This is a genomic window from Corynebacterium stationis (assembly GCF_001941345.1).
Taxonomy (GTDB): Bacteria; Actinomycetota; Actinomycetes; order Mycobacteriales; family Mycobacteriaceae; genus Corynebacterium; species Corynebacterium stationis.
In genome coordinates, this window is the sequence record NZ_CP009251.1 from 2,640,487 (window position 1) to 2,666,804 (window position 26,318).

The window sequence follows — 26,318 nt, forward strand, 5'->3', positions numbered from 1 at the left end:
AATCCATGAGCCTTCTGAAGAAATTCCGCAAGTCACGTCGCGCCGCTAAAGCTGAGTTGAAGGCGGCAAAAACCAAGGCGAAAGCCGAGGTCAAGTCCGCAGACAAGGCGCGCAAGCGCCAGCAGAAGCTTCTGGCCAATCAGGAGAAGCAGCTGGTTAAGTCCGAAGAGAAGGGGCTAAAGCAGCGCCGCAAGCATGAGCTTAACCTTGCTAAGACCGAATTGGAAAAGCTGCGCGCGGGCCGCTTTAATACCGATAACGTCAAACGCTACGCCGGCGCGGCGCGCACTGCCGCTCCTTTGCTGTTGCCTTTGCTTTACCGCGCTATTGTCTCCGGCCGCCAGCAATTCGAGCAAAGCCGCGCGAAAAAGGCCGGTGTCACTACCGATCAGCTCGCTTCTTTCGCTGGCCACGGCGCTTCTATCAAGGCCCGCACCCAAGGTATCCGCAACACACTTGATGAGAATGGTTCCTTGCCGGCGGGTTTCAAGCGTGACATCAAAGAACGCCTCGATGACCTTGATGCTGCCGTTGATAACGCCGAGCTCATGACCCCACAGCAGCGCCGCCGCGCGCACAGCTCGATTAACCGCGAGATCGATATGGTGACCCAAGAAATCCAGGACCGCATCACCCGGGGTTAAATTCGGTCAAGCCGAATTTAACGCCAAAGAATAATGACCTTGGAGAATTTACTTCCCAAGGTCATTTTGATGCCAAGCCCGGCGTGTGCCGCTAGGACTTAACGTGTTCTGGTAGCTCCGCGTGGCGTGTGCTGAAGCGCATAGCGCTAAAGCACACCCTGCTCGCGGGCAGCTGCGACAGCAGAGGTGCGAGAGCGCACGCCTAACTTGTCGTAGATGTGCACGAGGTGCGATTTCACGGTTGCTTCCGAAAGCATCAGTTCCTGGCCGATTTCGCGGTTCGAGGAGCCACCTGCGACTAGTTGCAGAACCTCTAGCTCGCGCGGGGTCAGCGAGGAGCGCGGGGTGCGCACGCGGGTCATCAAACGGTCAGCGACCATCGACGACAGCGCGGAATCACCCTCGGCTGCGGAACGCACCGCGTTGGTGAGCTCCAGCGGCGGCGCATCTTTGAGCAGGTAGCCAACAGCGCCTGCTTCGATGGCACCGAGGATATCGGCGTCCGTGTCGTAGTTTGTCACCACTAGCACCTTCGGCGGTTTATCCATCGCCTGACGGATCCGCTGGGTTGCCTCGGCACCACCCATCACGCGGGTTCCTTCAATACCTGCGCCGAAACGCAGGTCCATCAAGATGACGTCGATTCCGCCTGCTTGGGCCGCGGTGATCGCAGCCTCGGCTGTGGCTACCTCGCCGACCACTTCAATGTCTTGGGCTTCTTCCAAAATTGCACGAAGGCCCAGACGAACGATTTCGTGGTCGTCAGCTAGCAAGACACGAATCACTTCATCACTCCTTTTTGCTATGTATCGTCCACCAAAAGTTTAATGGGCGTTCGTTGTTAAGGGTACACTAACGCTGACTGCAGTTCCGTTGCCTGGGCTCGATTCAATTACTACTTCGCCCGAGACTTCTTCCGCACGCCGTTTCATAGCCGCAAGACCAATGTGTCCCAAGCCTGCCGGGCGTGACTCGACGGCTTTCACATCAAAACCGACGCCATTGTCGACGATGTCTACTCGCACCGCGTCGTCAGAATAAGACACTGTAATTCGCGCGCGCGTAGCCTGAGCATGTTTTGCCACATTACCCACAGCCCCCTGTGCGATGCGCAGCAAGACGGCTTCGAGCTTCATCGGCAGCTGAGTAACCTCACCATCTGCTTCCACCTCGATATTAAGGTCCGCCGCTGCGGCAAAGCCTTGTGCCATTCGGTCCAACGCACCCACCAGTGAGGTTTGCGACAGCGCTGCCGGCTGCAGCGCGGCAATCATGGCGCGGGCTTCTTGGAGATTATCCGCCGCGGTTTGTCGCGCCAGGCCAATGCGCTCACGTGCTTTATCCACGTTAATATCACCGTCTAAATCCCGGTTAGCCGCATGCAAGAGCATTTGTATCGACGATAGTCCTTGCGCGAGCGTGTCATGAATTTCATGGGCAATGCGCTGGCGCTCCCCCGCGACACCAGCCGCGCGCTCGGTCTCTGCCAGCTGCTCGCGCGTTTCCATCAATTCCCGAATCAATGCCGTGCGCTCAGTATTAATCTCATGAAGGCGCGTAAAGGCATAAAAAATCGCCACGGTGACCAGCGCGGAAACGACAGGCCCCATCACCCCGCCAAAGGTCAGACCCTGCGGAATTTGAATACCAACGGATACCGCGGTTCCAAAAATCACTGAGATGCTGCCCCAGACCATTCCGAGTACACGCAAATACAAGAAAAACAGCACGAAGAGCAGGTAGATGCCTGCAGAAGCAACCAGAATATCGGCTATCCACACAACCGTCAGCGCTATCAACCACGCTAATTTCCAGACGCCAGTCATGCGCTCCAGATAGTAGCTGCCTACAAAATACAGCCCAGCAAACAGCGAGAGCAGTACCAAATTCAGCACGGCGAGCGACAGGTCCATGCGCACCGACATCAAAATTGCCACCACGAGGATTGTCGCGGTGAGAATATGCACGCCGTTGCGCATGATTTCTGCGCCCTCAGAGGACTCGATGGCTTCTAGCTCGTCCTGATCTAGACTGTAACTCATGCCATTGAGCCTACTTCCCCGAGCAATCTCCCTGGTAGTTGCAGCAGGAGTTCTCTCCTCCTGCGCCGCAGACACGCCCACCGACCCCAACAATACCTCCGAATCATCGCCCTCGTCGCCGGCAATATCGAGTGCGCCGGTCGCACCTCGTGATGGGCTCGCGGTCGATGCCCTTCCGGAGGTCGGCCGCGGCGGACAGGAAGCATGCCCGTACCTGGATACGCAGTTCGTGGCGGATGCCAATGGCCAGCGCGTGACCGATTTTGGGGTGGATACACGCTTTAACCCGCCAGCATGCGTGTTTTATTCCTACCCTGATGAGCCTCAGCTCATCGTGATGGTTCGTAGGTTGTCAAGCTTCGGACAAGCCATGGAAGTCGTTGATTTCGCAGCGCCTATCGATTCCACCTCGCCCGCCGAATACGGCGAGTGGGACGGAGGTCGCGGCGCGCTTGGCGGTATCCCCACCGGCGCCGGCAGCGTCTTCGCCGTGGCCAAAGACTCCATGGCCGTGGTGGTGTGGAGCAATCAAGAACAATCTGTTAAAGCCGAAACCATCGCCAAGCAGGTCATTATCAACTTAGGGTTGTGAATACCGTCCCGCTAAATTACCTTTCCGGTATTTTCCGTTACACAGCGACGTCGTTATAAGGCATCACCAGCGAGATCTGCGGGAAGACAACCTCCATGAGCAAGAAAAATACTCCGATTGCAAACGCGATAGCTAAGAGCGCTTTCACCGGTGCGGATCCAGGTAACAGATTCCATAGAGCGCGGTACATGATTTCTCCTATGCGGTTTCTTCTAATGCTGCAGGGCGTTGGTTATTGGTAGCACCAGCAGTCTTGGGCAGGTTTTCTACTTCCATCGCGTGAATAATCATGCGCTCGGCATTGGAAAACTGTGGGTGGCAGGTAGTAAGCGTTAAAATGCCTTCGCTCGCGATGGCACCGCTAAGCGATGGCACCGGATCCAACACCGAAACATCTCCCGGCACCGTAATGTGCCGACCCTGCACGTGGGAATATTCTGACTGCAACTTGTCCTGCTGCTCCGAGCTTAAACAATCCAACCGCGGCGCCTCATCCCCCGCAATCGGCAGCACGCGGTAGGTCACCCAGGCGGTTTGTGTCTCCACCACGATGGCATCGCAAGTCTCCAGCGAGCCTAAATCATTAAACGGCGCTCCCTTGCCCACGCGGTGGCCCGCAACCGCGAAATTACCTTCCTCGCCCGGCATCTGAGTTTGTTCATAGCGCCCAGGTCCGCGCAGCAGGTCATTTTCATCGGTGCCTTCAACGATCGCGAACTGAAAATCATCGCCGAAAGCCGGGATGTACATCCGAGCAAAAGCTTCGCCGAGCTTCGGGCTAAGCTGCTTACGGGGATTTTGCCAAGTTTCATCGAGCTGCTCTTGAGCCTGCTCCTGCAACTTTCCAGATTCCACATTTGTCCAAAACGCTTCATAAAACGCAAAAAGCAATAGCACAGCGCCGGCTGTTAATAGCAGCTCACCTAAAATTTGGCGTAAGCTTATGCGGGATTTTTCCATAATTGAAATTATAGTGAGCGGAAAGACCCACGCAGAAAGGCACAAATGCTCGATATATTTGTCTACCCAGTTTCGGGAATCATGAAGCTGTGGCATTTGCTCACGCATCATTTCTTCGACGAACAAACTGCGTGGCTTGTATCCATTGTCCTGCTAGTTCTCACCGTACGATCACTTATCGCGCCACTGACGTGGTACTCAGTTAAGGCTGGGCGCATCTCTGCGCTGCTACGCCCGCGCAAGGCTGCGCTACCTACTGCAACTACCCCCGAAGAGTTTCAGGCGAACCAAGATGCCATCGACGCGATGCACAAAGAGCACGACTACAATCCTGCGATTGGCTGTCTGCCGCCCCTGATCATGCTGCCGGTTTTCTTAGGCCTTTACCAAGTAGTGTTGCGTATGGCTCGCCCGACTTTCAACGGCAGCATCGGCTTCATTACCGCCGAAGAAGTCGATTCTTTCCGCGACACGATGCTCAACGGCGTGCCCATTCCGGCGTTTATCTCCATGCCTGATTCCTGGGCGACTGATTTGGCCGTTGAACCTGCCCTAGTACGTGAGAAAGCCTTGCCGTGGCTGGTGCTGGCGATTGCTTTTACCGTCATCAACCTCTGCATCTCCACCACGCGCAGCTTCTGGACCACCGACTTCAACTCAAAGCTAACCCGCCGCGTCTTTATCTTGATGCTGATTTTGATTCCATTCATCCCGATCCTGTTGTGGAGTCTGGCGATGAATGGTCCTATTCCTCTGGCCGTTATCTTCTACTGGTTCTGCACGAACCTATTCACATTGTCCCTGACCATCGTGTGCCAAATCGCGCTAGCGAAAAACTACCCGCTTACCGATGACGTCCATAACATGCGCCGCGAATCCATCACGGATTTCAGGGAATTCCGCAAGTTGCCATCCGCCGAAAAGAAAGAGCACAAGGCAGCGACCAAGGCAGAGAATAAGAAAACTGCGGAAATCCGCCGCGAAGCTAACAAGATTCGTATGGCCAAACGCCGTGAGGAACGCCAAGCAAAGTTGGCCCAAAAGAAGAAGGCGAAGACCAAGGACTCCGCTGAAGAGGTTGAAAACGCTGACGTTAAAGACTCAGACGTCCAAAAGACAGACGACTAAATGGAGTAATCCGCTGGCGGTTCTGAAAGCATGTGGACCGCCAAGTCACGCGCAGTATTCAAAGGCTTGATATCGCGCATCAAACGCGCACCCGACATGCCGCCGTCTAAGAAGATCAGCAGCTGGTCTGCCTGGCTTCCAGAAGGGTAGCCGTTAATTTCGTTGAGCAGCTCCGTCATCGTCGAATGCATCCAACGACGGTGCTCCAGACAGGCTTCTACAATGCCGCGCTCGGCATCAGTTTCCGGCCGTGGGTATTCGCCCGCTGCATTAAGAAAGTGCGAACCACGGAATTCCTTACCGGGTTCTTCTTCAATAGCCATGTCGAAAAAGGCGAGAATTTTACCTTGCGGGTCAGCAACCTCTGCGGTGCGTTCTGCCCAAGCTTCGCGGTATTGCTCATCGAGCGTTTCCACATAAGCAATAACGAGCGCGTCTTTAGAGCCAAAGAGCGAATAGAGCGAGGCTTTGGCCACATCGGCTTCACGCAGGATACGGTCAATACCGATAACGCGGATGCCTTCGGTTGTAAAAAGGTTCGTTGCAGATGCCAACAGACGGTGACGAGGACTCGGGCGATTACGGCGCGACTTCTTTTGGGTCACTTTGACATCCTTCCTGGGTGCAGGCACAACTAAACCGGTTCATCTATACAATATAGACAAACCGGTTTGTTCGCTAATTTTTGGGTGGGTATCTATTCACTACCCGCAGCCAAGGGCTGTGATCCCAATACTAGTTCGCAGTCTTCGAGCGAATTGCCCCTACTACCCACAGCAGCAGACAAGCGCCGATAACTGCCGTGATCAGTGTCCAGATCCAGCCGCCGCTGCCCAAGCCAACTAGCGAGAGCAACCAACCACCGATAACACCACCGACAATACCTACGACGATGTTGGTCAACAGACCGTGATCGCGCTTCATAATCTTTTCTGCCAAGAAGCCAGCGATAGCACCGATAATAATCCAGCCGATAATACTCATGAGTTCTTTCCTCCTTGCGTGCTGAAACAGCCGTAGGCCTCTATGAGACTCTAGTTTCAGCTCAAATCAATTGTTTGTGTCATTCTCTTTATCAGATCGAGCCCAGCCTTGTAACTTCGTTGGTGAAGCTAAAAGGCTATATTAACCATGATGCCACCTTATGTGACCGATGTAAATGTTCGTAGTGGTATTGTTTGCGAACTGTAATAAAAAAGAAAGGCTCCAACTTGCCATTTTAAGAAGCTGGAGCCAAATCAAAGCCGAAGCTAGATGCTTGCCTGACCTACTTGTCGTCTTGTCCTTCTTCGTCACCGATGTAGGACTCTGGACGGACAACCATCACTGGGCAAGGAGAGGACTGCAACAGTGCGCGTGAGGTCGAGCCCAGCAGCATGCCACGGAAACCACCGCGGCCGTGCGAACCAACGACGACCAACTGGGCGCCCTGGGCGGCATCGGCAAGCGCGCGAACTGGACGGTCACGGGCAATGATGCGGGTAACCTTCACGTCTGGGTACTCATTTTCAAAAGGCTCGAGGCGCTCTGAAAGCAGCTCACCCTGTTCCTTTTCAATCTCGCCCCACTCGGCCTGTGCTGCGGCCAGACCTGCCAGCGAAGTCTGTGCTTGCATATCCATCCAGGTGTGGATGGCGACAAGCTCTGCTCCACGCGCCTGCGCCTCGCGGAAAGCGTACGCAGTTGCCTTGCCGGATACTTCCGAGCCATCCACGCCGACAACCACAGGGCCGTACTTGTTATCAGCGGTCACCGCGTTGTTCTCACGAACGACAACAACTGGGCAATGTGCGTGGGAGACGACGTTTGCCGAAACCGAGCCCATAACCATGCCGGAGAGTCCACCCATGCCACGGGAACCCATGACAATCATGGTGACATCGTGTGAAAGCTCCAACAACATATCAATTGGAGAGCCCTCAGCAATGGTGTGCCCGATTTTCAGATCTGGGAAGGCCTCGTGCGCGATGACGCGAGCCTCCTCAATGCGAGAAGCGGTCTCATTCTGGAGGTCTTCGTAGAGCTCCTTCGGTGGAACCATTCCCTCCGCGTAGAGGAACTGAGGCATGGTGTAGCTCGATGCGATGCGCAGCGGGATGCCGCGCTTGGTTGCGGTGTTAGCTGCCCACAGGACGGCGTTTTTGGAGGCTTCCGACCCGTCTACTGCTACAACAACGATGTCTTCTTTGGCCATGATGTTCCCTTCCTCGGTTTTAGCCAGTTGACGGCAATTCCGCACTGGTCAGGCGACAATCTACGGGGATGAAATAATTTCATTTCCTAGACTTAAGTATAGCTGTTTATTACCGGTGGCAGGGGTTGTTATACCCTAATCGGTGGGCAGTACTCTGAACTCTTCTCGGAATTACAGAGAAACCAGAGCATCTTTTAGCTGCATCGCAGAGTCCACTTTAGACTCTAAAGCTGCAGGAGAGCCCGGCGTTGCTGGGTCTGCATTCGATGGATACAAAATGGTGTAGAAAAATTCAGCGATTTTGAGCATGATTGCTCCGATACCATCGGAAGAAAATTCTACAGCTGAGTCAAGGAGTTCTTTATAGTCCATGGGAAACAGATTACCGCATCAGCGCAGGGGCTACATCCCATTGCCGATCAAAGATGGGCTGAACCCTACGCGTGTTCGCGTGCCAGAGGAAGTATCCCCGATTAAGGCGGCGGACTTTCTTATGGAGGTAATTCAGACTCAACGGCACCGTCACCCTGATGATGACCGGGAAGCATTGCTGAAACGTTTTGCCGACCAAGAGGTCGTGCTTTTCGATGCCACCCCGATCTCCCCCGAAACCCTATTATCGGCGGAGCAAGATGTCTTTTTCTATCGAACTCCAGCACCGGAAACCCCGGTGCCTTATGACATTCCTATTGTCTATGAAGACAACGACATCCTGGTTGCCGATAAACCACCTTTTATGGCGACCATGCCGCGGGCACGCCACATCGTGGAAACCGCGACGGTCAAATTACGCCGAAGCACCGGTATCGATGACCTCGCTCCGGCACACCGTTTGGACCGTCTGACCTCAGGGCTTTTACTGTTTACCAAACGTCGCGAAGTCCGCGGTGCCTACCAAACTCTATTTGCCCGTCGCGAGGTACACAAGACCTACAGTGCCATCGCCGAGCACCAAGTTTTAGATACTCCCTTGGTGTGGCAATCACGGATGGAGAAGACACCCGGGGAGATTCAAGGCCGAATCGAACCAGGTGAAATCAACGCCATTACCAACCTGAGTTGCATTACGCCGTTGACTTCTTCCGAGCAGAAAGCGGTGGAAGACATTCACGGCAGTCAGCCGCAGTTGGCACGCTATTCCTTATCTCCCGAAACCGGGAAGACACATCAGCTTAGGCTGCATATGTGGGCGGCTGGTGTTCCTATCCTGGGCGATCCTGTCTACCCAGTTATCTATCCTGTAGATGCGGAAGATATGAATGTCCCGATGCATCTTACCGCAGCCGAATTAGCCTTTACAGATCCTCTCAACGGGAAGCCCCGACATTTTCATACGTCGTTGGCCTTCTAACATTCTCTTTTTCGCCCGTGCCTCGTTACGTTACGGGCGAATGAGGGGTAGAAAACGCAAGAAAGGAAGGCTAACAGCAACATGATGTCGCCTGCTAGCCTTCCTCTTAGTATTTAGTTGTGTTTTGTTTAATTGTCGGCGGTAACTTACTCTCCCACACCCTCCCGGGTGCAGTACCATCAGCGCGGGCAGGCTTAGCTTCCGGGTTCGGAATGGGTAACCGGGCGTTTCCCTGCCGCTATCGCCACCGACAAATCATCGGAACAACATGTTCTGATGCCAGGGGTGTTGTGTCAGATACTGCATAGTGGACGCGTTCACACCACAAGGGTGTGCTTGATTTTTGTCTGTGCGACAAGAGTCAATTTTTCTCGTTACGTGTTACAAACCAACAACATGTGTTGGTTGTGTTTGTTTGTTGGTGTATTAGTACCAGTAGCCTTAACATCTTACAATGCGTACAGGTCTGGCCTATCAACCCTATAGTCTGTAGGGAACCTCAACAGAAACCTCATCTTAAAACAGGCTTCCCGCTTAGATGCTTTCAGCGGTTATCCCTTCCGTACGTAGCCAACCAGCCCTGCTCCTGGCGGAACAACTGGCACACCAGAGGTACGTCCGTCCCGGTCCTCTCGTACTAGGGACAGCCTTCTTCAAGTTTCAACGCGCGCGGCGGATAGAGACCGAACTGTCTCACGACGTTCTGAACCCAGCTCGCGTGCCGCTTTAATGGGCGAACAGCCCAACCCTTGGGACCTACTCCAGCCCCAGGATGCGACGAGCCGACATCGAGGTGCCAAACCATCCCGTCGATATGGACTCTTGGGGAAGATCAGCCTGTTATCCCCGGGGTACCTTTTATCCGTTGAGCGACACCACTTCCACAAGTAGGTGCCGGATCACTAGTCCCGACTTTCGTCCCTGCTCGACTTGTCAGTCTCACAGTCAAGCTCCCTTGTGCACTTACACTCACCACCTGATTGCCAACCAGGCTGAGGGAACCTTTGGGCGCCTCCGTTACATTTTAGGAGGCAACCGCCCCAGTTAAACTACCCACCAGGCACTGTCCCCAACCCAGATCATGGGCCAAGGTTCAGGTATCCAATCCGATCAGAGTGGTATTTCAACAACGACTCCACCACAACTAGCGTCATAGTTTCACAGTCTCCCACCTATCCTACACAAACCGAACCGAACACCAATACCAAGCTATAGTGAAGGTCCCGGGGTCTTTTCGTCCTGCCGCGCGTAACGAGCATCTTTACTCGTAGTGCAATTTCACCGGGCCTGTGGTTGAGACAGCAGAGAAGTCGTTACGCCATTCGTGCAGGTCGGAACTTACCCGACAAGGAATTTCGCTACCTTAGGATGGTTATAGTTACCACCGCCGTTTACTGGGGCTTAAATTCTCAGCTTCGAAACCACAAGGTTTCTAACCGGTCCTCTTAACCTTCCAGCACCGGGCAGGCGTCAGTCCATATACCTCAACTTAACGTCTTCGCATGGACCTGTGTTTTTGATAAACAGTCGCTTCCCTCTATTCTCTGCGACCCACCAACACTCACACCGCAAAGGGCGGTCATCTCAGTGGGTCCCCCTTCTTCCGAAGTTACGGGGGCATTTTGCCGAATTCCTTAACCACAGTTATCCCGAACGCCTTAGTATTTTCAACCTGACTACCTGTGTCGGTTTGGGGTACGGGCCATATACACACATCGCTAGAGGCTTTTCTCGACAGTACAGGATCACCAACTTCACCAAAAAGGCTCCGCATCACGCCTTAGCCTTAAATAAGTGACGGATTTACCTATCACTTGGCCTACACGCTTACACCAACAATCCACTAAGTGGCATGGCTACCTCACTGTGTCACCCCATCGCTTGGACCACATATTAGGCCCCACGCACGCACACAAAACCAGTAACCCGAAGGCAACCAGAACATGCTTGTGGGTGGTTAGTATCAATGCTTTACCGCGGGCGCGCATATACGGGTACCAGAATATCAACTGGTTGTCCATCGACTACGCCTGTCGGCCTCGCCTTAGGTCCCGACTCACCCTGGGAAGACGAACTTGACCCAGGAACCCTTAGTCATCCGGCGGGACAGATTCTCACTGTCCAATTCGTTACTCATGCCTGCATTCTCACTCGCACACAGTCCACAACTCCTTACAGTATTGCTTCAACCCATGCACGACGCTCCCCTACCCAAATATCAAAAATATTTGCCGCGGCTTCGGCGGTGTGCTTGAGCCCCACTACATTGTCGGCGCAAAACCACTCGACCAGTGAGCTATTACGCACTCTTTCAAGGATGGCTGCTTCTAAGCCAACCTCCTGGCTGTCTTCGCGATCTTACATCCTTTTCCACTTAGCACACCCTTAGGGGCCTTAACCGGCGATCTGGGCTGTTTCCCTCTCGACTATGAAGCTTATCCCCCACAGTCTCACTGCCGTAGAACACAACTGGCGGCATTCGGAGTTTGGCTGATGTTGCTAAGATGATAGTCCCGCTCAACCAACCAGTAGCTCTACCTCCACCAGGCTACTACGACGCTGCACCTAAATGCATTTCGGGGAGAACCAGCTATCACGGAGTTTGATTGGCCTTTCACCCCTACCCACAACTCATCCCCGCAGTTTTCAACCTACGTGGGTTCGCGCCTCCACGACGTCTTACCATCGCTTCACACTGGCCATGGGTAGATCACCCCGCTTCGGGTCCAGAACATGCCACTTGCCACCCTAGTTAGGATTCGGTTTCCCTACGGCTACCCCACACGGGTTAACCTCGCGACATGCCGCTGACTCGCAGGCTCATTCTTCAAAAGGCACGCCATCACCCACACAAGGGGCTCTGACGGATTGTAGACACATGGTTTCAGGAACTATTTCACTCCCCTCCCGGGGTACTTTTCACCATTCCCTCACGGTACTCATACACTATCGGTCACACTGAGTATTTAGGCTTACCGGGTGGTCCCGGCAGATTCACAGCAGATTCCACGAGCCCGCTGCTACTCGGGCACCACAACACACACCACACATCGTCTTCACCTACAGGGCTCTCACCTTCTACGGCCGGGCATTCCAACCCACTTCACCTAACAACACATAGCGCGCTCTGTTCTGGTAGAAACAGAAAATCATGGCCCCACAACACCGCATGCACAACCCCTACCAAGTATCACATACACACGGTTTAGCCTCATCCACGTTCGCTCGCCGCTACTAGCAGAATCATTATTATTTTCTCCTCCTGCAGGTACTAAGATGTTTCACTTCCCCACGTATAACCCCCACACTGACTATGAATTCATCAGCAGGTACCTACCCATAACGGCAGGCGGGTTTCCCCATTCGGACATCCTCGGATCAACGCTTAATTGACAACTCCCCGAGGCTTAACGCAGCCTTACACGTCCTTCATCGGCCCAGTATGCCAAGGCATCCACCATGCGCCCTTAAATAACGAACACACACCCCACACAAAAAATGCGCAGGGTGAACAACCGTAACTAAAAAAATAACTAAACACACAAACAACCAAGCATTAACACCCAGTGTTTATGCGCGTTCTCACAGAAAAAATAAGAAAAAATTACACACACCACACAAACCAATGACCAAAGCCAAAACATTCATGTGGTGGATGCTCGCGTCCACTATACAGTTCTCACACAACACCCCACACCACCCTGGGCAAACCACTGCTAAACAGCATCAGCTTGCCTTGACCTGGTGTGAGCATCAGGACCAACCCATAAACAATGGATTGCTGTCCCAGACACCCAACAGTGCACCAACGAATTACCTAGAAAAATTATGTCCCTGTATATGCTTCAAAAAATTCCTGTTACCAACCCTTATATGGTTGGCGGTGTGTTTCCACTCCGATTCAAACCGGTGGCATGACCACACTCGGGCCATCAACCACCAACCCAACAACACCATGGTTACTACCACGTGGTGGGTTATATAAATAATGCTCCTTAGAAAGGAGGTGATCCAGCCGCACCTTCCGGTACGGCTACCTTGTTACGACTTCGTCCCAATCGCCGATCCCACCTTCGACAGCTCCCTAACAAGTTTAGGCCACTGGCTTCGGGTGTTACCAACTTTCATGACGTGACGGGCGGTGTGTACAAGGCCCGGGAACGTATTCACCGCAGCGTTGCTGATCTGCGATTACTAGCGACTCCGACTTCATGGGGTCGAGTTGCAGACCCCAATCCGAACTAAGGCCGACTTTCAGGGATTCGCTCCACCTTACGATGTCGCTGCCCACTGTATCGACCATTGTAGCATGTGTGAAGCCCTGGACATAAGGGGCATGATGATTTGACGTCATCCCCACCTTCCTCCGAGTTAACCCCGGCAGTCTCTCATGAGTTCCCACCATAACGTGCTGGCAACATAAGACAAGGGTTGCGCTCGTTGCGGGACTTAACCCAACATCTCACGACACGAGCTGACGACAACCATGCACCACCTGTATACAGACCACAAGGGAAAGACTATCTCTAGCCCGATCCTGTATATGTCAAGCCCAGGTAAGGTTCTTCGCGTTGCATCGAATTAATCCACATGCTCCGCCGCTTGTGCGGGCCCCCGTCAATTCCTTTGAGTTTTAGCCTTGCGGCCGTACTCCCCAGGCGGGGCGCTTAATGCGTTAGCTACGGCACAGAAGACGTGGAAGCCCCCTACACCTAGCGCCCACCGTTTACGGCATGGACTACCAGGGTATCTAATCCTGTTCGCTACCCATGCTTTCGCTCCTCAGCGTCAGTAACTGCCCAGAGACCTGCCTTCGCCATCGGTGTTCCTCCTGATATCTGCGCATTTCACCGCTACACCAGGAATTCCAGTCTCCCCTACAGCACTCAAGTTATGCCCGTATCGCCTGCACGCCCGAAGTTAAGCCCCGGGATTTCACAGACGACGCGACAAACCACCTACGAGCTCTTTACGCCCAGTAATTCCGGACAACGCTTGCACCCTACGTATTACCGCGGCTGCTGGCACGTAGTTAGCCGGTGCTTCTTATCTACCTACCGTCACCACACAGTGGCTTCGTCGATAGCGAAAGGAGTTTACAACCCGAAGGCCTTCATCCCCCACGCGGCGTCGCTGCATCAGGCTTGCGCCCATTGTGCAATATTCCCCACTGCTGCCTCCCGTAGGAGTCTGGGCCGTATCTCAGTCCCAATGTGTCCGTACACCCTCTCAGGCCGGATACCCGTCGCCGCCTTGGTAGGCCATTACCCCACCAACAAGCTGATAGGCCGCAGGCTCATCCCACACCGCAAAAGCTTTCCACCACACCATCCAAGATGCGGTCCTATATGGTATTAGACCCAGTTTCCCAGGCTTATCCCACAGTGCAGGGCAGATCACCCACGTGTTACTCACCCGTTCGCCACTCGAGTACCTTGTGCAAGCACAAGGCCTTTCCGTTCGACTTGCATGTGTTAAGCACGCCGCCAGCGTTCATCCTGAGCCAGGATCAAACTCTCCACAAAAAAGGCGTGAAAAGCCCAAAACCTAACAAAAAAGACAAACAACACACACAAAGCGCTTAAACCCCATGTGTGAAGCTGACCAAAAATTACTACATAAAGAAATCAACAAACCCAACCAAACCAAAGTCCAGCTGAGCAAGGTAAAAGTGTTTTATCTCCGTATTAAATACAGACAACAATTACATCGATTCAATATGTACCGTTAAAAAAGTTTAACTATTTTCAATGACACTTAATAACGACAAGTGACATCCGGTACACACCAACAACCAAACACTAATCAAAGTATCTAGTCCAACATAATTCTCATCCACACAACACAGACAAAAATATAAAATCTAGTACATTGGTACACTATTGAGTTCTCAGACAACAACCACACCACACACTGCACACCCCACCATTGGCGCGGCACAGAAGAAGTGAATGGAAAGTCAAAAAATAATTTTGCGTTTCTCGCCAGCGGCTGTTTTCCTACCGCCATTCTCACCAGAACCTAATGTTCTGTGCGGGGCGTTGTCGGTCTCGCTGACTCACATAAAGTTACACACCCACACCAACCAACACAAATCCCCAGGCAAACACACATAAACGATTGATCTATAAACATCGCTTTGATGCTTAGCTTGTTGTTGATGCCATTCCGAGCCATCGAGCCAGGCCTTCGGAGTAGATATCGGTTCTTCTAGCCATAGATGGAAGCAGGAGTCCACCAACTACATATCCTGCGACCGCCGCGATGGTCGGCAGAATATAGCTCTCGTGGTTTATACCGCTGACTATGTACACCTCGAGTGCTATTGCCCCTATAAGGACAGGCACGGTTACGGGCCAGCTCGTTCGTGCAGTTAGACCTAGGGCAATGACCATGAGGACGAGCAAGAGATAGATGGCGCCGAGTGCGCTAATCAAATGCCATCGCGGCACGGCAGCACCAGCAGCAATGAGCAGACCGGGCACAACCGCATTGATGAGCATGGTGCGCTTAGCCCAGAACGTCCTAGTTCCACCGAAAGTCACGTATTCACGTAGGGAGCTCGACAAAATGTCTTGGTAGACCACGAAGAACATGGCTGTCCAAATAATCGCCAGGATTGAGATAGTCTGTGACCACGCACCACCCCAGATCACTGTTATGCCCCAGTAAATAAGGCTGGTGGCTACGGTCAAGCACACGATTCGTATCCAACCTTTAACCTGTGGCCGGTCAAGCAGCTGACCTTCGATAGTCGGCGGGAAGCGTCCCTCAGCAGTCCGGCCACTAGATTGGGAGAGAAGGTCTTTCTTCCTAGATCCGTCTCGCTGTGGAATTTCCATATTGAAGGTCAATACGATCGCAGCAACGAACAAGTATCCAGCGATAAGAAACCACGGGATGCCCATGGAAACCATGATGACCACGAATATCGCGACTGATATTCCAATTTCAAGACGTCGCTGAATGTTGTAATCGCGCCTGCTCAATCCCAGAATCCAATAGGCATCACCTGCTGGCCCCAGTAAAGCTTGAAGTCCCACCAGTGTTAGAAGTACATACCGTATGGTCGTACCTTGACTCATACTCAAGCCCAGTATCACTAACAAAACCAGGCGGAAGAACCATTTTGGTTTGTCTACTAGCTCCCACATTAAGCGCGCGTTCATGCAAGTCCCTCCTCACCAAGAGCAAGGACTGCTCTTTCTAGGTTTACCTCCTGGACGCGGACATCGACATCACCTGCCGCGTCAAAGACGTGGTCCGGGCCAAGGGAAATGGCATCAACAATCACACGCTCGCCCAGGGCAGTTGATTCACGTGAAAGCGGTTTTACCTGCAGGCGGTTGAGCAGACGGTCGACGTTATCTGAGCGGCCGGTTAGCTCCAAGATGCCATCGATAAGCTCTTCCACCGCGCCGTGTTTCATTCCATTGAGCATGAGCACCGTATCCAGGTGTCCAGAGAGTTCATTGAGGTGGTGGGTCGAGATAACAATGGTCCGGCCATGTTCCTCGCGCAGCACATCGTAGAAGACCTGGCGTTTTTCAACATCGAGACCGAGATAGGGTTCATCGAGAAGCATGAGCTCACAACCTGAAGCCACTGCCATGATGATGCCCATCGCGGACTTTTGACCCCGTGACAATGCCGAATAGTTCTTGGATGGCAATTCGAGACGGTCCTGGAGTTCACCGGCACGCTCTGCATTCCAGGTTGCCCACCGGGCTTTGCCAAGCCGCATGAGCTTAGCAATATTCCAGCCATCTACTAACGGATTATCAATTCCCATCAAGATGGTGCGATCCATAACCGCACGATTATCAAAAGGTTCCTGCCCAAAGACTTTCAAGCCTTTTGATGGTTGCTGCCCAGCTATTTTGCGCAACAGCGTGGTCTTGCCAATGCCATTGGGGCCAACCACCCCATGGGTAAGCCCCTGGTCCAGCGCATAATTTTTCGAAGTCACGATTGCGTTCATGGTTTGTCCTAACCCGTTGGAAGTGTCGGTCATTTGTATAGCCCTCGGCTTTCAGCAACTCTTTCGATCAAGTCCAGCAATGCTGCGCGGGAGTAATTCAGGCGCACCGCTTCATCGATAAGCGGGGCGACGTAGTCTGCCGCGAACTCACTGCGGCGGCGCTGGCGAATAACCTCAATGGCGCCCTCAGACACGAACATGCCAATACCGCGGCGTTTATCCAGTACCCCGACATCAACCAAGAGATTTAAGCCTTTGCGTGCAGTAGCCGGATTGATCGAGTGGAAATCAGCGAGCTCATTAGTCGAGGGTGCTCGCGCCCCCTCCGCCAGGACGCCGTCCACAATGGAGTCCTCCACCAAAGAAGCAATCTGCCTAAATAGCGGCTGCGTTGAGTTATCCATCGCCATTGTCATTGCACCTGTCGTAGAAGTTGAACTGAGCTCCCCAACCAAGTTGGTTCGTTACTCATGTAACTAACCGTATAGCCAATGCTGCTAACCCGCAAGGCTTTGCCTATCTTTCGACATAAATTCACGGGCCAAACAGCATACTTTCTCAGGACAAATGGAAATTACCAGCAGATTCACGCAAGGATATCGACGTAGTGTGACAGATGAGGCAAACTAGAGGAATACAAATAAAATTAGAATCAAATGAACGGAATTTAGGAGCCATGCTTGAACGCACAGTTGTCTTTGTTGACACCTCTTATTTATTGGCCAGCTTTTATAACTCATGGGAAATCGGTGCACGTGCCCAGTTAGAAATTGACTTACCCGAGGTCGTAGCCACTTTACGGTCTATGATCGAAAACCAGATCGGCCATCCTGTCCACCGCCAAAATTGGTACGATGGCATTCCAGATACTGGTCCGCACCGCTACCAGCGTGCCTTGCGCACCTGTGATGGGGTGCAACTTCGCACTGGTCAGCTCATTGAATGGGGCGAGCGACGTACACAAAAGGCCGTGGATACTCGTCTCGTTGCTGACATGGTGGTCACCGCCATGAATCAGCACTTCACCGACTTTGTTCTAGTCTCCGGTGATGCTGACATGATTCCCGGTGTGAACGAAGCAGCTAATAATGGCATGCGCGTGCACCTTTATGGATTCGGCTGGGATTCCATGTCTTCGGCACTGCGCCACGCCTGTGACACCACTACCATTTTGGATCCACGCGAGGATTTCCAGGACTGTATGGAAATCCAGGTTTTAGAAGGTCCGATTTCACCAGTGGTTCCAGAGTCCACGGAGGACGAATCCTCTTCTTCAGCCGAACTACCTGCGCGCGATGAGTGCCGCGAGCCTTCCGAGGTCGAGGCCGCTTTTTCCTCCACGCCGCTTATCCAAACAGAGGAACCAGCCGAGGAAAGCAGCGAACTCACCTCGACTCCTACCCCAGCACCGACTCCCACCCCTGGACCAAAGCCCAGCCCAACGCCTGCCGCGGTGCCTACTTCCACCCCGAATCCGGACCCACAGGTTTCAGAAACCCCTTCCGAACCAGATGCTGTAGAAGCCACGGAAGCTCCGAAGCTACCGGAAGCTGGTGAACCAACCGAGGTTGCTGACAATGTGCAGGACGAACAGGATTCAGAGGATCCAAAGGACGCTGCTGAAGCGCCGAAGCCTTCTGGAATTCCAAAGCCATCGATGATGGCGCCGCGACGGAAGCTGCGTTCACGTTATGTTCCGCTGCCAGAAGAAGTCTGGACCTCTTCTGGTTTCCAAACCCCTTTCGATGTCGGCCAACAATATGCCAGCTGGTGGTTTGAAAATGCTGCATCGGCTGACCAGCGCGACCAGGCTCATATCCTGTCCGGCGGTGGACTTCCGCCAGAAATCGATCGCCCTTTGCTGCAGTTCGCGTGCGAAACCCTCCACGAATACACCCTGAGTGAAGCGCAGCGCGTGAATCTTCGCGACGGATTCCACTCCGGCATTCGCGGGGTTCTAATCAATATCACTCGCCACAAATCCCAGTAGCTACAACGAATCACTGGGCATAAATAAAAGCAGCGAGGCCACCATTTACTTGGGGCCTCGCTGCTTTCTTTTTGCCGGTAGCAAGCTATTTTTGCTCTCTACTCTTTGTCGTCGACAGCCTTTTTGGCTTCTTCTAGGACCTGCTCAATTTCGGCATCATGGACATCGTCCGACGCCGTTTTCGCTGCGGCATCGCCGGCTACTTCTGGATCCACTGCTTCAGCCTCAACGTCCGCGTTTGCTTCGGCATTAGCGTCTTTTTGTTCAGCCGAAGACTTATCGCCAGCGGTAAGCTGCTTATCGCCTGCCATTGAGGCACGGATTTCATCAAGACGCGATTTTGCGCGCATATCTTCGGTCGACTCGAGGGCTTCTTGGATGCGGCTGCCGCCCGATGCTTGGTAGAGCTCTTGGGCACCAAGTGCATTCGAGTAGCGCTTTTCAATCTTTGCGCGCACCGAGTCCAAGGTTGGGGTCGAACCATCAGGGGTGAGATCATCCATGGAGCTGAGCGCCTCTGCGTTCATCTCCTGCATGGTAGCCTGGTCCGCCTGCGCAATCAGCTGGTCTACCTGCGCGAGCTGCTCACGCAGTCGCGCCTCGGACTGCTTTTGCTGTTCCTGCGCCTGCTTCGCAGCCTGCGTTGCAGATTCATGCTGGGCTTTGACCTGTTCGATTTCCTGATCCGTGGCAACCAGCTGTGCCGCAACAACCTCGGCGGCGTTGTTGTACTCCTGCGCGGTAGCTGAATCTCCGTCAGATTGCGCCTTGTCTGCTAGCTCTAGAGCGCGACGGGTCTGCGTTTGCAAATCATCCTGGGATTTCAGCAAACGGTTTAACCGCAGCTCCAGCTGCCGCTGATTGCCGATAATCTCCGAAGCTGACTCGGTAATTTCCTGGTGGCGCTTCTTTGCGCCTTCCACAGCCTGCTTAATCTGGACCTTAGGGTCAGCATTTTCGTCAATTTTCTGATCGAAAGATGCCATCAAGTGCTTCCAGCCCTTAGAAAATGGGTTAGCCATCGCCCGCCTCACTCCTTGTAAATGTTCTCAATCAATTAAAAAGACGCTTTCTAGCGAGTGTAGCGTCACTCACAAGAAAGCGTCGAGTAAAAGGGGCAATTACTTGCTGGAATTAGCCCTGATTCTTCTGCTGCTCAACCTGTTCACGAACAGCATCCATATCCAAATCGCGAACCTGCTTGATCAGATCCTCAAAAGCAGCAGGTGGCAAAGCACCAGCCTGGTTAAAGACCTGGATGCCATCGCGGAAGACCATCAAGGTAGGAATTGCCTGAATCTGCAGCGCACCGGCTAGATCCTGGTTATTTTCGGTATCTAGCTTGGCAAAGGTGATGTCTTCATGCTCTTCAGAAGCCTTGTCGAAGACTGGAGCAAAGCGCTTGCATGGTCCGCACCATTCAGCCCATGCGTCAACAATCGTAATGCCCTCACCGATGGTGGTTTCTTCGAAATTTTCCTTGGTTACTTCTACGGTTGCCATTGTTCTCCTTAAATAAGTTTCGGATTTTCCGCTCTGTTGGTATTCAACGGTACCGAAAGACAAACTATTCCCGCTGCACACCCTTGTCAGATACCCCAAGGGGGTATATCATGAAGGTTGTTAGAGCACATTCATCCACCTTTAAGGAGTATCCATCATGGCAACTACCAATTACACCGTCGAAGGCATGACCTGCGGCCACTGCGAAATGTCGGTGCAGGAAGAAATCGGCGAAATCGGAGGTGTTACCGCGGTCAACGCTGATCACAAGACCGGCCAGGTTGCCGTTGAAGGCGCAGGATTTACAGATGAGCAGGTCTCCGCAGCCGTCGCGGAGGCAGGCTACAAGGTGGTTTAATCCCCCATGAGCACTCACATCGATCTTGGCGTCACCGGCATGACGTGCACCTCGTGCTCGTCACGCGTGGAGCGCAAGCTCAACAAAGTCGATGGCGTCAATGCGACCGTTAACTATGCCACCGAGTCTGCATCGGTTAGCTACGATCCCAGCTTGACTGCGCCGGAGGACCTCATCAAGGTCATTCAAGACGCCGGATACGATGCCTACGACGCCAGCCCAGCAGCGAAAGCCGACGCATCAAAAGACGAGACACAGTCGCTTGACGGTGCCTCCCCAGCTGACATTGCCCGCGAGGAAGAAGCGAGCCATCTCAAGCGCTTGACGATTATGTCTGGTGCCCTGTCCCTTCCCATCATGCTGGTGTCGATGATCCCGGCACTGCAATTTGATTACTGGCAATGGCTGAGTGCCATTTTAGCCACGATCGTCTTCATCAATGGCGGCGCCCCGTTCCACAAGGCGACGTGGACAAATATTAAGCACGGCTCCTTTACCATGGACACGCTGATTACGATGGGCACTTCAGCGGCGTACTTCTGGTCGCTGTATGTCATGGTTTTCGGCCACGCCGGCATGCCTGAAATGCGCATGCACATGGAGCTTATCTCCAATAACGCGCAGATGGACCATATCTATCTGGAGTCCGTGGGCATGGTCATCACGTTCTTGCTACTGGGCCGCTATTTTGAGGTTAAAGCGAAGGGGCAGTCCTCAGAAGCGCTGCGCACGCTGTTGAATATGGGTGCGAAAGACGCATCTTTGCTTGTCGATGGCAAAGAGACCCGCATTCCCATCACTGACCTTGCAATTGGGGATCTCTTCGTCGTGCGTCCAGGCGAAAAGATTGCCACGGACGGCGAAGTCATCGAAGGCTTCTCTGCGGTTGATGAATCCATGTTGACTGGCGAATCGGTTCCGGTGGAAGTTCAAGAAGGCACACGCGTTACTGGCGCATCTATCAATACCTCCGGAAAGCTCATTGTTCGCGCTACCCGCGTGGGCGAAGACACCACCTTGTCACAGATGGCCAAGCTGGTCACCGAAGCCCAGTCTTCCAAGGCACCGGTGCAGCGCCTCGTTGACCGCATCGCGCAAGTCTTTGTCCCTGCGGTAGTAATCATCGCTGTTGTCGCGCTCTTTGCGCACCTGCTGCTGGCGCAAGGTATTGCCCCAGCGTTTGTCGCCGCAGTATCGGTCTTGATCATCGCGTGCCCGTGCGCGATGGGTCTTGCTACCCCGACTGCGATTTTGGTCGGTACCGGCCGTGGCGCGCAGCTGGGTCTGCTTATTAAAGGTCCAGAGATTCTCGAGTCCACTAAGAAGGTCGACACCATCGTCTTAGACAAAACCGGCACGGTAACCACCGGTGTTATGAGCGTAAGCGACGTTATCCCCGCTCCTGGCGTGGATTCACACAAGCTCATCAACTACGCCGCGGCAGTGGAATCTGGTTCTGAACACCCGATTGCACAGGCCATCGTCAAGCATGCTGATGACATCTTGCCCGTTTCTGATTTTCAATCGGAGGCTGGGATCGGAGTATCCGGCACCGTAGAAGGCGCGCTGGTATCCATCGGCCGCGCAAGCCACGCTGAGCTTGGCGAGCTTGCCGATGCCTTCACGGCCGCCGAAGAATCCGGCGCCACGGCGATTGTGGTGAGCATCGATAGCAAGCTGGCCGGAATTATTGCCGTGCGCGATACCATCAAGGACACCTCCGCTGCTGCCATTGCCCAGCTCAAGGATTTAGGCCTAACCCCGTATCTGCTCACCGGCGACAATGCCGGTGCGGCGCATGCGGTTGCACGGGAAGTCGGAATTGATGAGACTCACGTCTTTGCCGGCGTGATGCCTGAAGAAAAGGTCGCGAAAGTATGCCAACTGCAAGATGCTGGTCTGACTGTGGCGATGGTCGGCGATGGTGTTAACGACGCCGCTGCCTTAGCCCAAGCCGATCTTGGCTTGGCGATGGGCGCGGGCACCGACGTTGCCATTGAGGCTTCCGATATCACGCTGATGAACTCTGATCTGCGCTCAGCCGCAGCAGCAATCCTACTTTCACGCAAGACGTTTAGCACGATTAAAGGTAATTTATTCTGGGCCTTCGCCTACAACGTGCTCTTGATTCCAGTCGCTGCTGCTGGTTTCCTAAACCCGCTCTTTGCAGGCCTGGCCATGGCTTTTAGCTCCGTGTTCGTGGTTGGCAACTCCCTACGCTTGAGGTCCTTCCACACGCATTAGGTTTTAGCCCATTAGGCAGAAACCTATCGCGTTGTTTACTATCAGCGCCCATGACTCAAACTACTGCTTCTTCTCTAAGCAAAAACGAGCGCCTTGACCGGCTGCCGGTAACCTCCAAACACAAAAAGCTATTGGTAGGTTCCGGCGTCGGCTGGGCGCTCGACGCCATGGACGTCGGACTTATCTCTTTCATCATGGCCGCGCTAGCGGTGCACTGGAACTTAGAATCGACCCAGACCTCCTGGATTGCCACCGCCGGTTTTGTCGGAATGGCGCTCGGCGCCAGCTTGGGCGGATTACTGGCTGATAAATTCGGCCGCAGGCATGTCTTCGCCCTTACCTTATTGGTGTACGGGCTCGCGACCGGCGCTTCGGCACTGGCAACCGGGCTTGCCGTGCTCATTGCTCTGCGTTTTATCGTCGGGCTGGGCTTAGGCGCCGAGCTCCCTGTTGCCTCAACTCTTATCTCTGAGTTTGCTCCTCGCCGCATCCGCGGGCGCATGGTGGTTTTACTTGAGGCCTTTTGGGCCGCCGGCTGGATTGCAGCCGCTATCATTGGCACCTTCGTCGTCGGTGCCTCTGACTCCGGCTGGCGCTGGGCATTAGCTATCGGCATGGTTCCAGCAGCCTATGCGCTCTATGTCCGCTTAGCCCTGCCCGAATCCGTCCGCTACCTCGAGGCGAAGAATCGCCATCAAGAGGCTGAAGAAATTGTCACTTCTTTCGAAAACGCCGCCTTAGCCGAGGGCAAGAATCTCGACTCAGATCTCGCCCCAGAGGTAGCGCTCGATGAAGCTTTTGAAGAATCCTCTATCTGGTCATCGCGTCTGCGCGCACGTACCGCTGCTTTGTGGATTATCTGGTTTTGCATCAACTTGTCCTACTACGGCGCATTCATCTGGATTCCTTCGCTGTTGGTCGCCGATGGTTTTACGCTGGTGCGCTCGTTTAGCTTTACCCTCATCATTACGCTCGCGCAGCTGCCGGGCTACGCCGCTGCCGCTTGGCTTATTGAAGTATGGGGGCGACGAGTAACGCTTGCAGTATTCTTAGTCGGCTCCGCAGTGTCCGCCGGCGCCTTTGGCCTGGCAGATTCCGAAGTCAGCATCATCATCGCCGGCTGCTTCCTGTCCTTCTTCAACCTCGGCGCCTGGGGCGCGCTTTATGCGATTGGCCCTGAGCTCTACCCCACCCACATTCGCGGCCGCGGCACCGGCGCTGCAGCTGGCTTTGGCCGCATCGCCTCGATCATCTCCCCACTGATCGTGCCGCCGATTCTCGCTGCCGCCGGACAGCCCTGGCTCTTCGTTCTCTTCGCTAGCGCCTTTGCAATCGCAGCCATCGCCGCCTTTACTCTGCCGGAAAACAAAGGAAAGGCCCTCGCTAGTTAACAGCGAAGGCCCCCACACGCTGTCATTTAGCGTGCGAGTACTTTTAATTATGCTTAGCACCAAAGACGCGGGCTAGAAGTGCAGCAAAGCCCGAAGGACGAGGTGCCTGGCGTTCAATCTCGCGGATATCGCGGGGAACATTCGACAACACGGTCGCAGTGCTGGTGCGGGATACCGAAATACTCATCTTTCCTCCTCACAATTCGTCGGTAGCACTAACATTGCCACCTGTGAGCAGGGATTTCATCGATGGAAAGGCTTTCCTATCTATGGCCGTACTTAGATAGGAAAGCCTCATAATACCAGTAAATAACGTCTTAACCAGTACGAATACATTCGAGCACCGTTGGTGTCACAGCCTCTCTGACTTTTAGGCCAACAAGCTGTGATGAATTTAATACATCGCGGACTAGCCGTGAGCCATATTCACGAACTTCGAGTAGTGCAACTGGTGCGCAACCTGGACGGTATCGATTGGGCCACCACGGTGCTTCGCCAAAATAATATCGGCCTCACCGGCGCGCTCATTGTCGCGGTCTTGGGAGTCAGGACGGTACAGCAACATAACCATATCGGCGTCCTGCTCCAACGAGCCAGACTCACGAAGGTCAGCCAACTGCGGCTTTTTATCAGTACGCGACTCGGGGCCACGGTTTAGCTGGGAAATAGCGATAACTGGCACTTCGAGTTCCTTCGCCAAGAGTTTCAGCTGACGGGAAAATTCCGAGACCTCTTGCTGACGCGATTCAACCTTCTTACCTGAGCTCATCAGCTGCAGGTAGTCCAGCACAACCAAATCCAAGCCCTGTTGCTGCTTGAGACGGCGCGCCTTGGTTCGGATCTCCATCATGGTCAGGTTCGGGGAATCATCGATGTAGAGCGGTGCATCCTGAATGCGGTTGAGCGTATCGGTCAGGCGCTCCCAGTCTTCACCAGAGACTTTGCCAGAGCGCATATCCGACAGCTTGACCTCAGATTCTGCTGACAGCAAACGCATCACGATTTCTGAGGCACTCATTTCCAGAGAAAAGACCACCGAGCCCTTATTTTGATGCAGCGAACACGAGCGCATAAAGTCCAGCGCCAACGTCGACTTACCAACACCAGGACGCGCCGCGATAATAATCATCTGTCCCGCGTGCAGACCGTTGGTCAAGTTATCTAAGTCAATGAAACCGGTGGGAACACCGGATTCTAAGCCACCATTATTCTGCAGCGCGGTGAGCTCATCGATGGTCGGGATGATCAGGTCACCAATGACCTTGTAATCTTCCGTGGTCTTCTTCTGCGCAACCTTGAAGATTTCCTGCTGCGCTAAGTCCAACACGGTTTCAATTTCCGCGTCCTCATCGCCATTAAAGCCGAGTTGGACCACGCGCGTGCCAGCATCGACAAGCTTGCGCAGCAGCGCCTTCTCAGCGACAATCTCAGCGTAATAACGGGCATTGGCGGCCGTTGGCACCGTTGCCAACAAGGTGTGCAGGTACACCGCGCCACCGATGCGCTCCAGGTTTTGCTGGCGGTCCAGACGGCTCGCAACAATCACTGGGTCAATGTCGGTGCCATCGGAGTACAAGTCCAGCATCGCAGCATAGATCAGCTGGTGGGCAGGATAGTAGAAATCCTCCGGATCGACTTCATCGATAACCTCAATGACTGACGCAGGCGACAGCAACATCGCACCGAGTACGCCCTGCTCGGCATCTTTATCCGACGGCGGCTGACGGAACTCCCCGTAGCGTTGCGGGTTTTCCAGCTCATCGCGCTTACCGTATTTGCGTCGGCCACCGCCGTAATTATTGGAGGGATAGCTTGCTTCGGGGATATCGAAAGACTCCGGCGCCGGCTCTTCCGGCGGCAGGTAGTTATCGTCGTCGAAACTTGCTCCCATACTCGACGTCATCGACTTTTCCCTTTCATTATTAAAGGCCTCTTCCAGC

The 26,318-nt window shown here is 53.7% G+C and carries 23 protein-coding genes and 3 rRNA genes; 8 read left to right on the forward strand and 18 right to left on the reverse strand.

Features of this window, described 5'->3' with window-relative positions; genetic code table 11:
* Window positions 1-5 precede the first annotated feature (5 nt).
* Window positions 6-644 (forward strand): DUF6474 family protein, encoded by a 639-nt coding sequence (locus tag CSTAT_RS12245; protein ID WP_066796882.1) that lies wholly within the window; start codon window positions 6-8, stop codon window positions 642-644.
* Window positions 645-790: 146 nt separating this feature from the next.
* Here CSTAT_RS12245 and CSTAT_RS12250 read toward each other — a convergent pair whose 3' ends face one another.
* Together CSTAT_RS12250 and CSTAT_RS12255 are read right to left on the reverse strand one after the other, a co-directional pair.
* Window positions 791-1,429, reverse strand: a complete 639-nt coding sequence (locus CSTAT_RS12250; RefSeq protein ID WP_075723647.1) for a response regulator — start codon at window positions 1,427-1,429, stop codon at window positions 791-793.
* Window positions 1,430-1,468: 39 nt separating this feature from the next.
* Window positions 1,469-2,686 carry a sensor histidine kinase gene (locus tag CSTAT_RS12255; protein WP_066796886.1) on the reverse strand — a complete coding sequence of 406 codons (1,218 nt, stop codon included), beginning with the start codon at window positions 2,684-2,686 and terminating at the stop codon, window positions 1,469-1,471.
* Between CSTAT_RS12255 and CSTAT_RS12260 the strand changes: the two genes are divergently transcribed.
* Window positions 2,685-3,278, forward strand: a complete 594-nt coding sequence (locus CSTAT_RS12260; protein ID WP_075723648.1) for a DUF2020 domain-containing protein — start codon at window positions 2,685-2,687, stop codon at window positions 3,276-3,278. The genes CSTAT_RS12255 and CSTAT_RS12260 overlap by 2 nt on opposite strands.
* Before the next feature lie 37 nt (window positions 3,279-3,315).
* Here CSTAT_RS12260 and CSTAT_RS13625 read toward each other — a convergent pair whose 3' ends face one another.
* Entirely contained in the window at window positions 3,316-3,468 is a 153-nt protein-coding gene (locus CSTAT_RS13625; protein WP_169833266.1) for a hypothetical protein, read from the reverse strand.
* A gap of 8 nt (window positions 3,469-3,476) precedes the next feature.
* On the reverse strand, window positions 3,477-4,238 hold the full coding sequence (locus tag CSTAT_RS12265; RefSeq protein ID WP_066796890.1) for a class E sortase: 762 nt from the start codon (window positions 4,236-4,238) through the stop codon (window positions 3,477-3,479).
* 45 nt (window positions 4,239-4,283) lie between these two features.
* Here CSTAT_RS12265 and yidC point away from each other — a divergent pair, with 45 nt between their 5' ends.
* Window positions 4,284-5,366 (forward strand): membrane protein insertase YidC, encoded by a 1,083-nt coding sequence (yidC, locus tag CSTAT_RS12270; protein WP_075723649.1) that lies wholly within the window; start codon window positions 4,284-4,286, stop codon window positions 5,364-5,366.
* On the opposite strand, the gene CSTAT_RS12275 is transcribed toward yidC, so the two are convergent.
* From CSTAT_RS12275 to CSTAT_RS12290, 4 genes are all read right to left on the reverse strand, one after another.
* Window positions 5,363-5,971, reverse strand: coding sequence for a TetR/AcrR family transcriptional regulator (locus CSTAT_RS12275; protein ID WP_066838333.1), 609 nt, complete (start codon window positions 5,969-5,971; stop codon window positions 5,363-5,365). The genes yidC and CSTAT_RS12275 overlap by 4 nt on opposite strands.
* Before the next feature lie 130 nt (window positions 5,972-6,101).
* A complete protein-coding gene (locus CSTAT_RS12280; RefSeq protein ID WP_066796896.1) occupies window positions 6,102-6,350 on the reverse strand; it encodes a GlsB/YeaQ/YmgE family stress response membrane protein in 249 nt (82 codons plus the stop codon).
* 283 nt (window positions 6,351-6,633) lie between these two features.
* Window positions 6,634-7,560 carry a universal stress protein gene (locus CSTAT_RS12285; protein ID WP_075723650.1) on the reverse strand — a complete coding sequence of 309 codons (927 nt, stop codon included), beginning with the start codon at window positions 7,558-7,560 and terminating at the stop codon, window positions 6,634-6,636.
* A 171-nt stretch (window positions 7,561-7,731) separates the two neighbouring features.
* Window positions 7,732-7,932 carry a hypothetical protein gene (locus CSTAT_RS12290; protein ID WP_066796905.1) on the reverse strand — a complete coding sequence of 67 codons (201 nt, stop codon included), beginning with the start codon at window positions 7,930-7,932 and terminating at the stop codon, window positions 7,732-7,734.
* On the opposite strand from CSTAT_RS12290, the gene CSTAT_RS12295 reads away from it, so the two are divergent.
* Window positions 7,931-8,911, forward strand: coding sequence for a pseudouridine synthase (locus CSTAT_RS12295; protein ID WP_075723651.1), 981 nt, complete (start codon window positions 7,931-7,933; stop codon window positions 8,909-8,911). The genes CSTAT_RS12290 and CSTAT_RS12295 overlap by 2 nt on opposite strands.
* A 133-nt stretch (window positions 8,912-9,044) precedes the next feature.
* Here CSTAT_RS12295 and rrf read toward each other — a convergent pair.
* The 6 genes from rrf to CSTAT_RS12325 all read right to left on the reverse strand — a co-directional run bounded on the left by rrf (window position 9,045) and on the right by CSTAT_RS12325 (window position 17,296).
* Window positions 9,045-9,163, reverse strand: a 5S ribosomal RNA gene (gene rrf / locus CSTAT_RS12300).
* A gap of 153 nt (window positions 9,164-9,316) precedes the next feature.
* A 23S ribosomal RNA gene (locus CSTAT_RS12305) occupies window positions 9,317-12,393 on the reverse strand.
* Window positions 12,394-12,910: 517 nt separating this feature from the next.
* A 16S ribosomal RNA gene (locus tag CSTAT_RS12310) occupies window positions 12,911-14,436 on the reverse strand.
* The 16S, 23S and 5S rRNA genes sit together here, the layout of an rRNA operon.
* 621 nt (window positions 14,437-15,057) lie before the next feature.
* Entirely contained in the window at window positions 15,058-15,954 is an 897-nt protein-coding gene (locus tag CSTAT_RS12315) for an ABC transporter permease (RefSeq protein WP_244892851.1), read from the reverse strand.
* Window positions 15,955-16,076: 122 nt separating this feature from the next.
* The gene (locus CSTAT_RS12320) at window positions 16,077-16,892 is read right to left on the reverse strand and encodes an ATP-binding cassette domain-containing protein (RefSeq protein ID WP_244892852.1); all 816 of its coding nucleotides are present in this window, start codon (window positions 16,890-16,892) and stop codon (window positions 16,077-16,079) included.
* A 29-nt stretch (window positions 16,893-16,921) separates the two neighbouring features.
* The gene (locus CSTAT_RS12325) at window positions 16,922-17,296 is read right to left on the reverse strand and encodes a GntR family transcriptional regulator (protein WP_066798005.1); all 375 of its coding nucleotides are present in this window, start codon (window positions 17,294-17,296) and stop codon (window positions 16,922-16,924) included.
* A gap of 272 nt (window positions 17,297-17,568) precedes the next feature.
* Between CSTAT_RS12325 and CSTAT_RS12330 the strand changes: the two genes are divergently transcribed.
* Complete coding sequence (locus CSTAT_RS12330; protein WP_075723653.1) at window positions 17,569-18,882, forward strand: NYN domain-containing protein; 1,314 nt, start codon at window positions 17,569-17,571, stop codon at window positions 18,880-18,882.
* Window positions 18,883-18,980: 98 nt separating this feature from the next.
* On the opposite strand, the gene CSTAT_RS12335 is transcribed toward CSTAT_RS12330, so the two are convergent.
* Entirely contained in the window at window positions 18,981-19,904 is a 924-nt protein-coding gene (locus CSTAT_RS12335) for a PspA/IM30 family protein (protein WP_066841214.1), read from the reverse strand.
* A 112-nt stretch (window positions 19,905-20,016) separates the two neighbouring features.
* Entirely contained in the window at window positions 20,017-20,466 is a 450-nt protein-coding gene (trxA, locus tag CSTAT_RS12340) for a thioredoxin (RefSeq protein ID WP_272867663.1), read from the reverse strand.
* Between the two features lie 76 nt (window positions 20,467-20,542).
* Here trxA and CSTAT_RS12345 point away from each other — a divergent pair, with 76 nt between their 5' ends.
* From CSTAT_RS12345 to CSTAT_RS12355, 3 genes are read left to right on the forward strand one after another with little or no spacing between them, the layout of a single operon-like run.
* Window positions 20,543-20,743 carry a heavy-metal-associated domain-containing protein gene (locus CSTAT_RS12345; protein WP_075723655.1) on the forward strand — a complete coding sequence of 67 codons (201 nt, stop codon included), beginning with the start codon at window positions 20,543-20,545 and terminating at the stop codon, window positions 20,741-20,743.
* Between the two features lie 6 nt (window positions 20,744-20,749).
* Window positions 20,750-22,987 carry a heavy metal translocating P-type ATPase gene (locus CSTAT_RS12350; RefSeq protein WP_075723656.1) on the forward strand — a complete coding sequence of 746 codons (2,238 nt, stop codon included), beginning with the start codon at window positions 20,750-20,752 and terminating at the stop codon, window positions 22,985-22,987.
* Between the two features lie 50 nt (window positions 22,988-23,037).
* Window positions 23,038-24,378, forward strand: coding sequence for an MFS transporter (locus tag CSTAT_RS12355; RefSeq protein WP_075723657.1), 1,341 nt, complete (start codon window positions 23,038-23,040; stop codon window positions 24,376-24,378).
* A 43-nt stretch (window positions 24,379-24,421) separates the two neighbouring features.
* Here CSTAT_RS12355 and CSTAT_RS13540 read toward each other — a convergent pair whose 3' ends face one another.
* Together CSTAT_RS13540 and dnaB are read right to left on the reverse strand one after the other, a co-directional pair.
* Window positions 24,422-24,565: a hypothetical protein gene (locus CSTAT_RS13540; RefSeq protein ID WP_153301093.1), complete on the reverse strand. Its 144-nt coding sequence runs from the start codon at window positions 24,563-24,565 to the stop codon at window positions 24,422-24,424.
* A 222-nt stretch (window positions 24,566-24,787) separates the two neighbouring features.
* Window positions 24,788-26,281: a replicative DNA helicase gene (dnaB, locus tag CSTAT_RS12360; protein WP_066841207.1), complete on the reverse strand. Its 1,494-nt coding sequence runs from the start codon at window positions 26,279-26,281 to the stop codon at window positions 24,788-24,790.
* Window positions 26,282-26,318 lie beyond the last annotated feature (37 nt).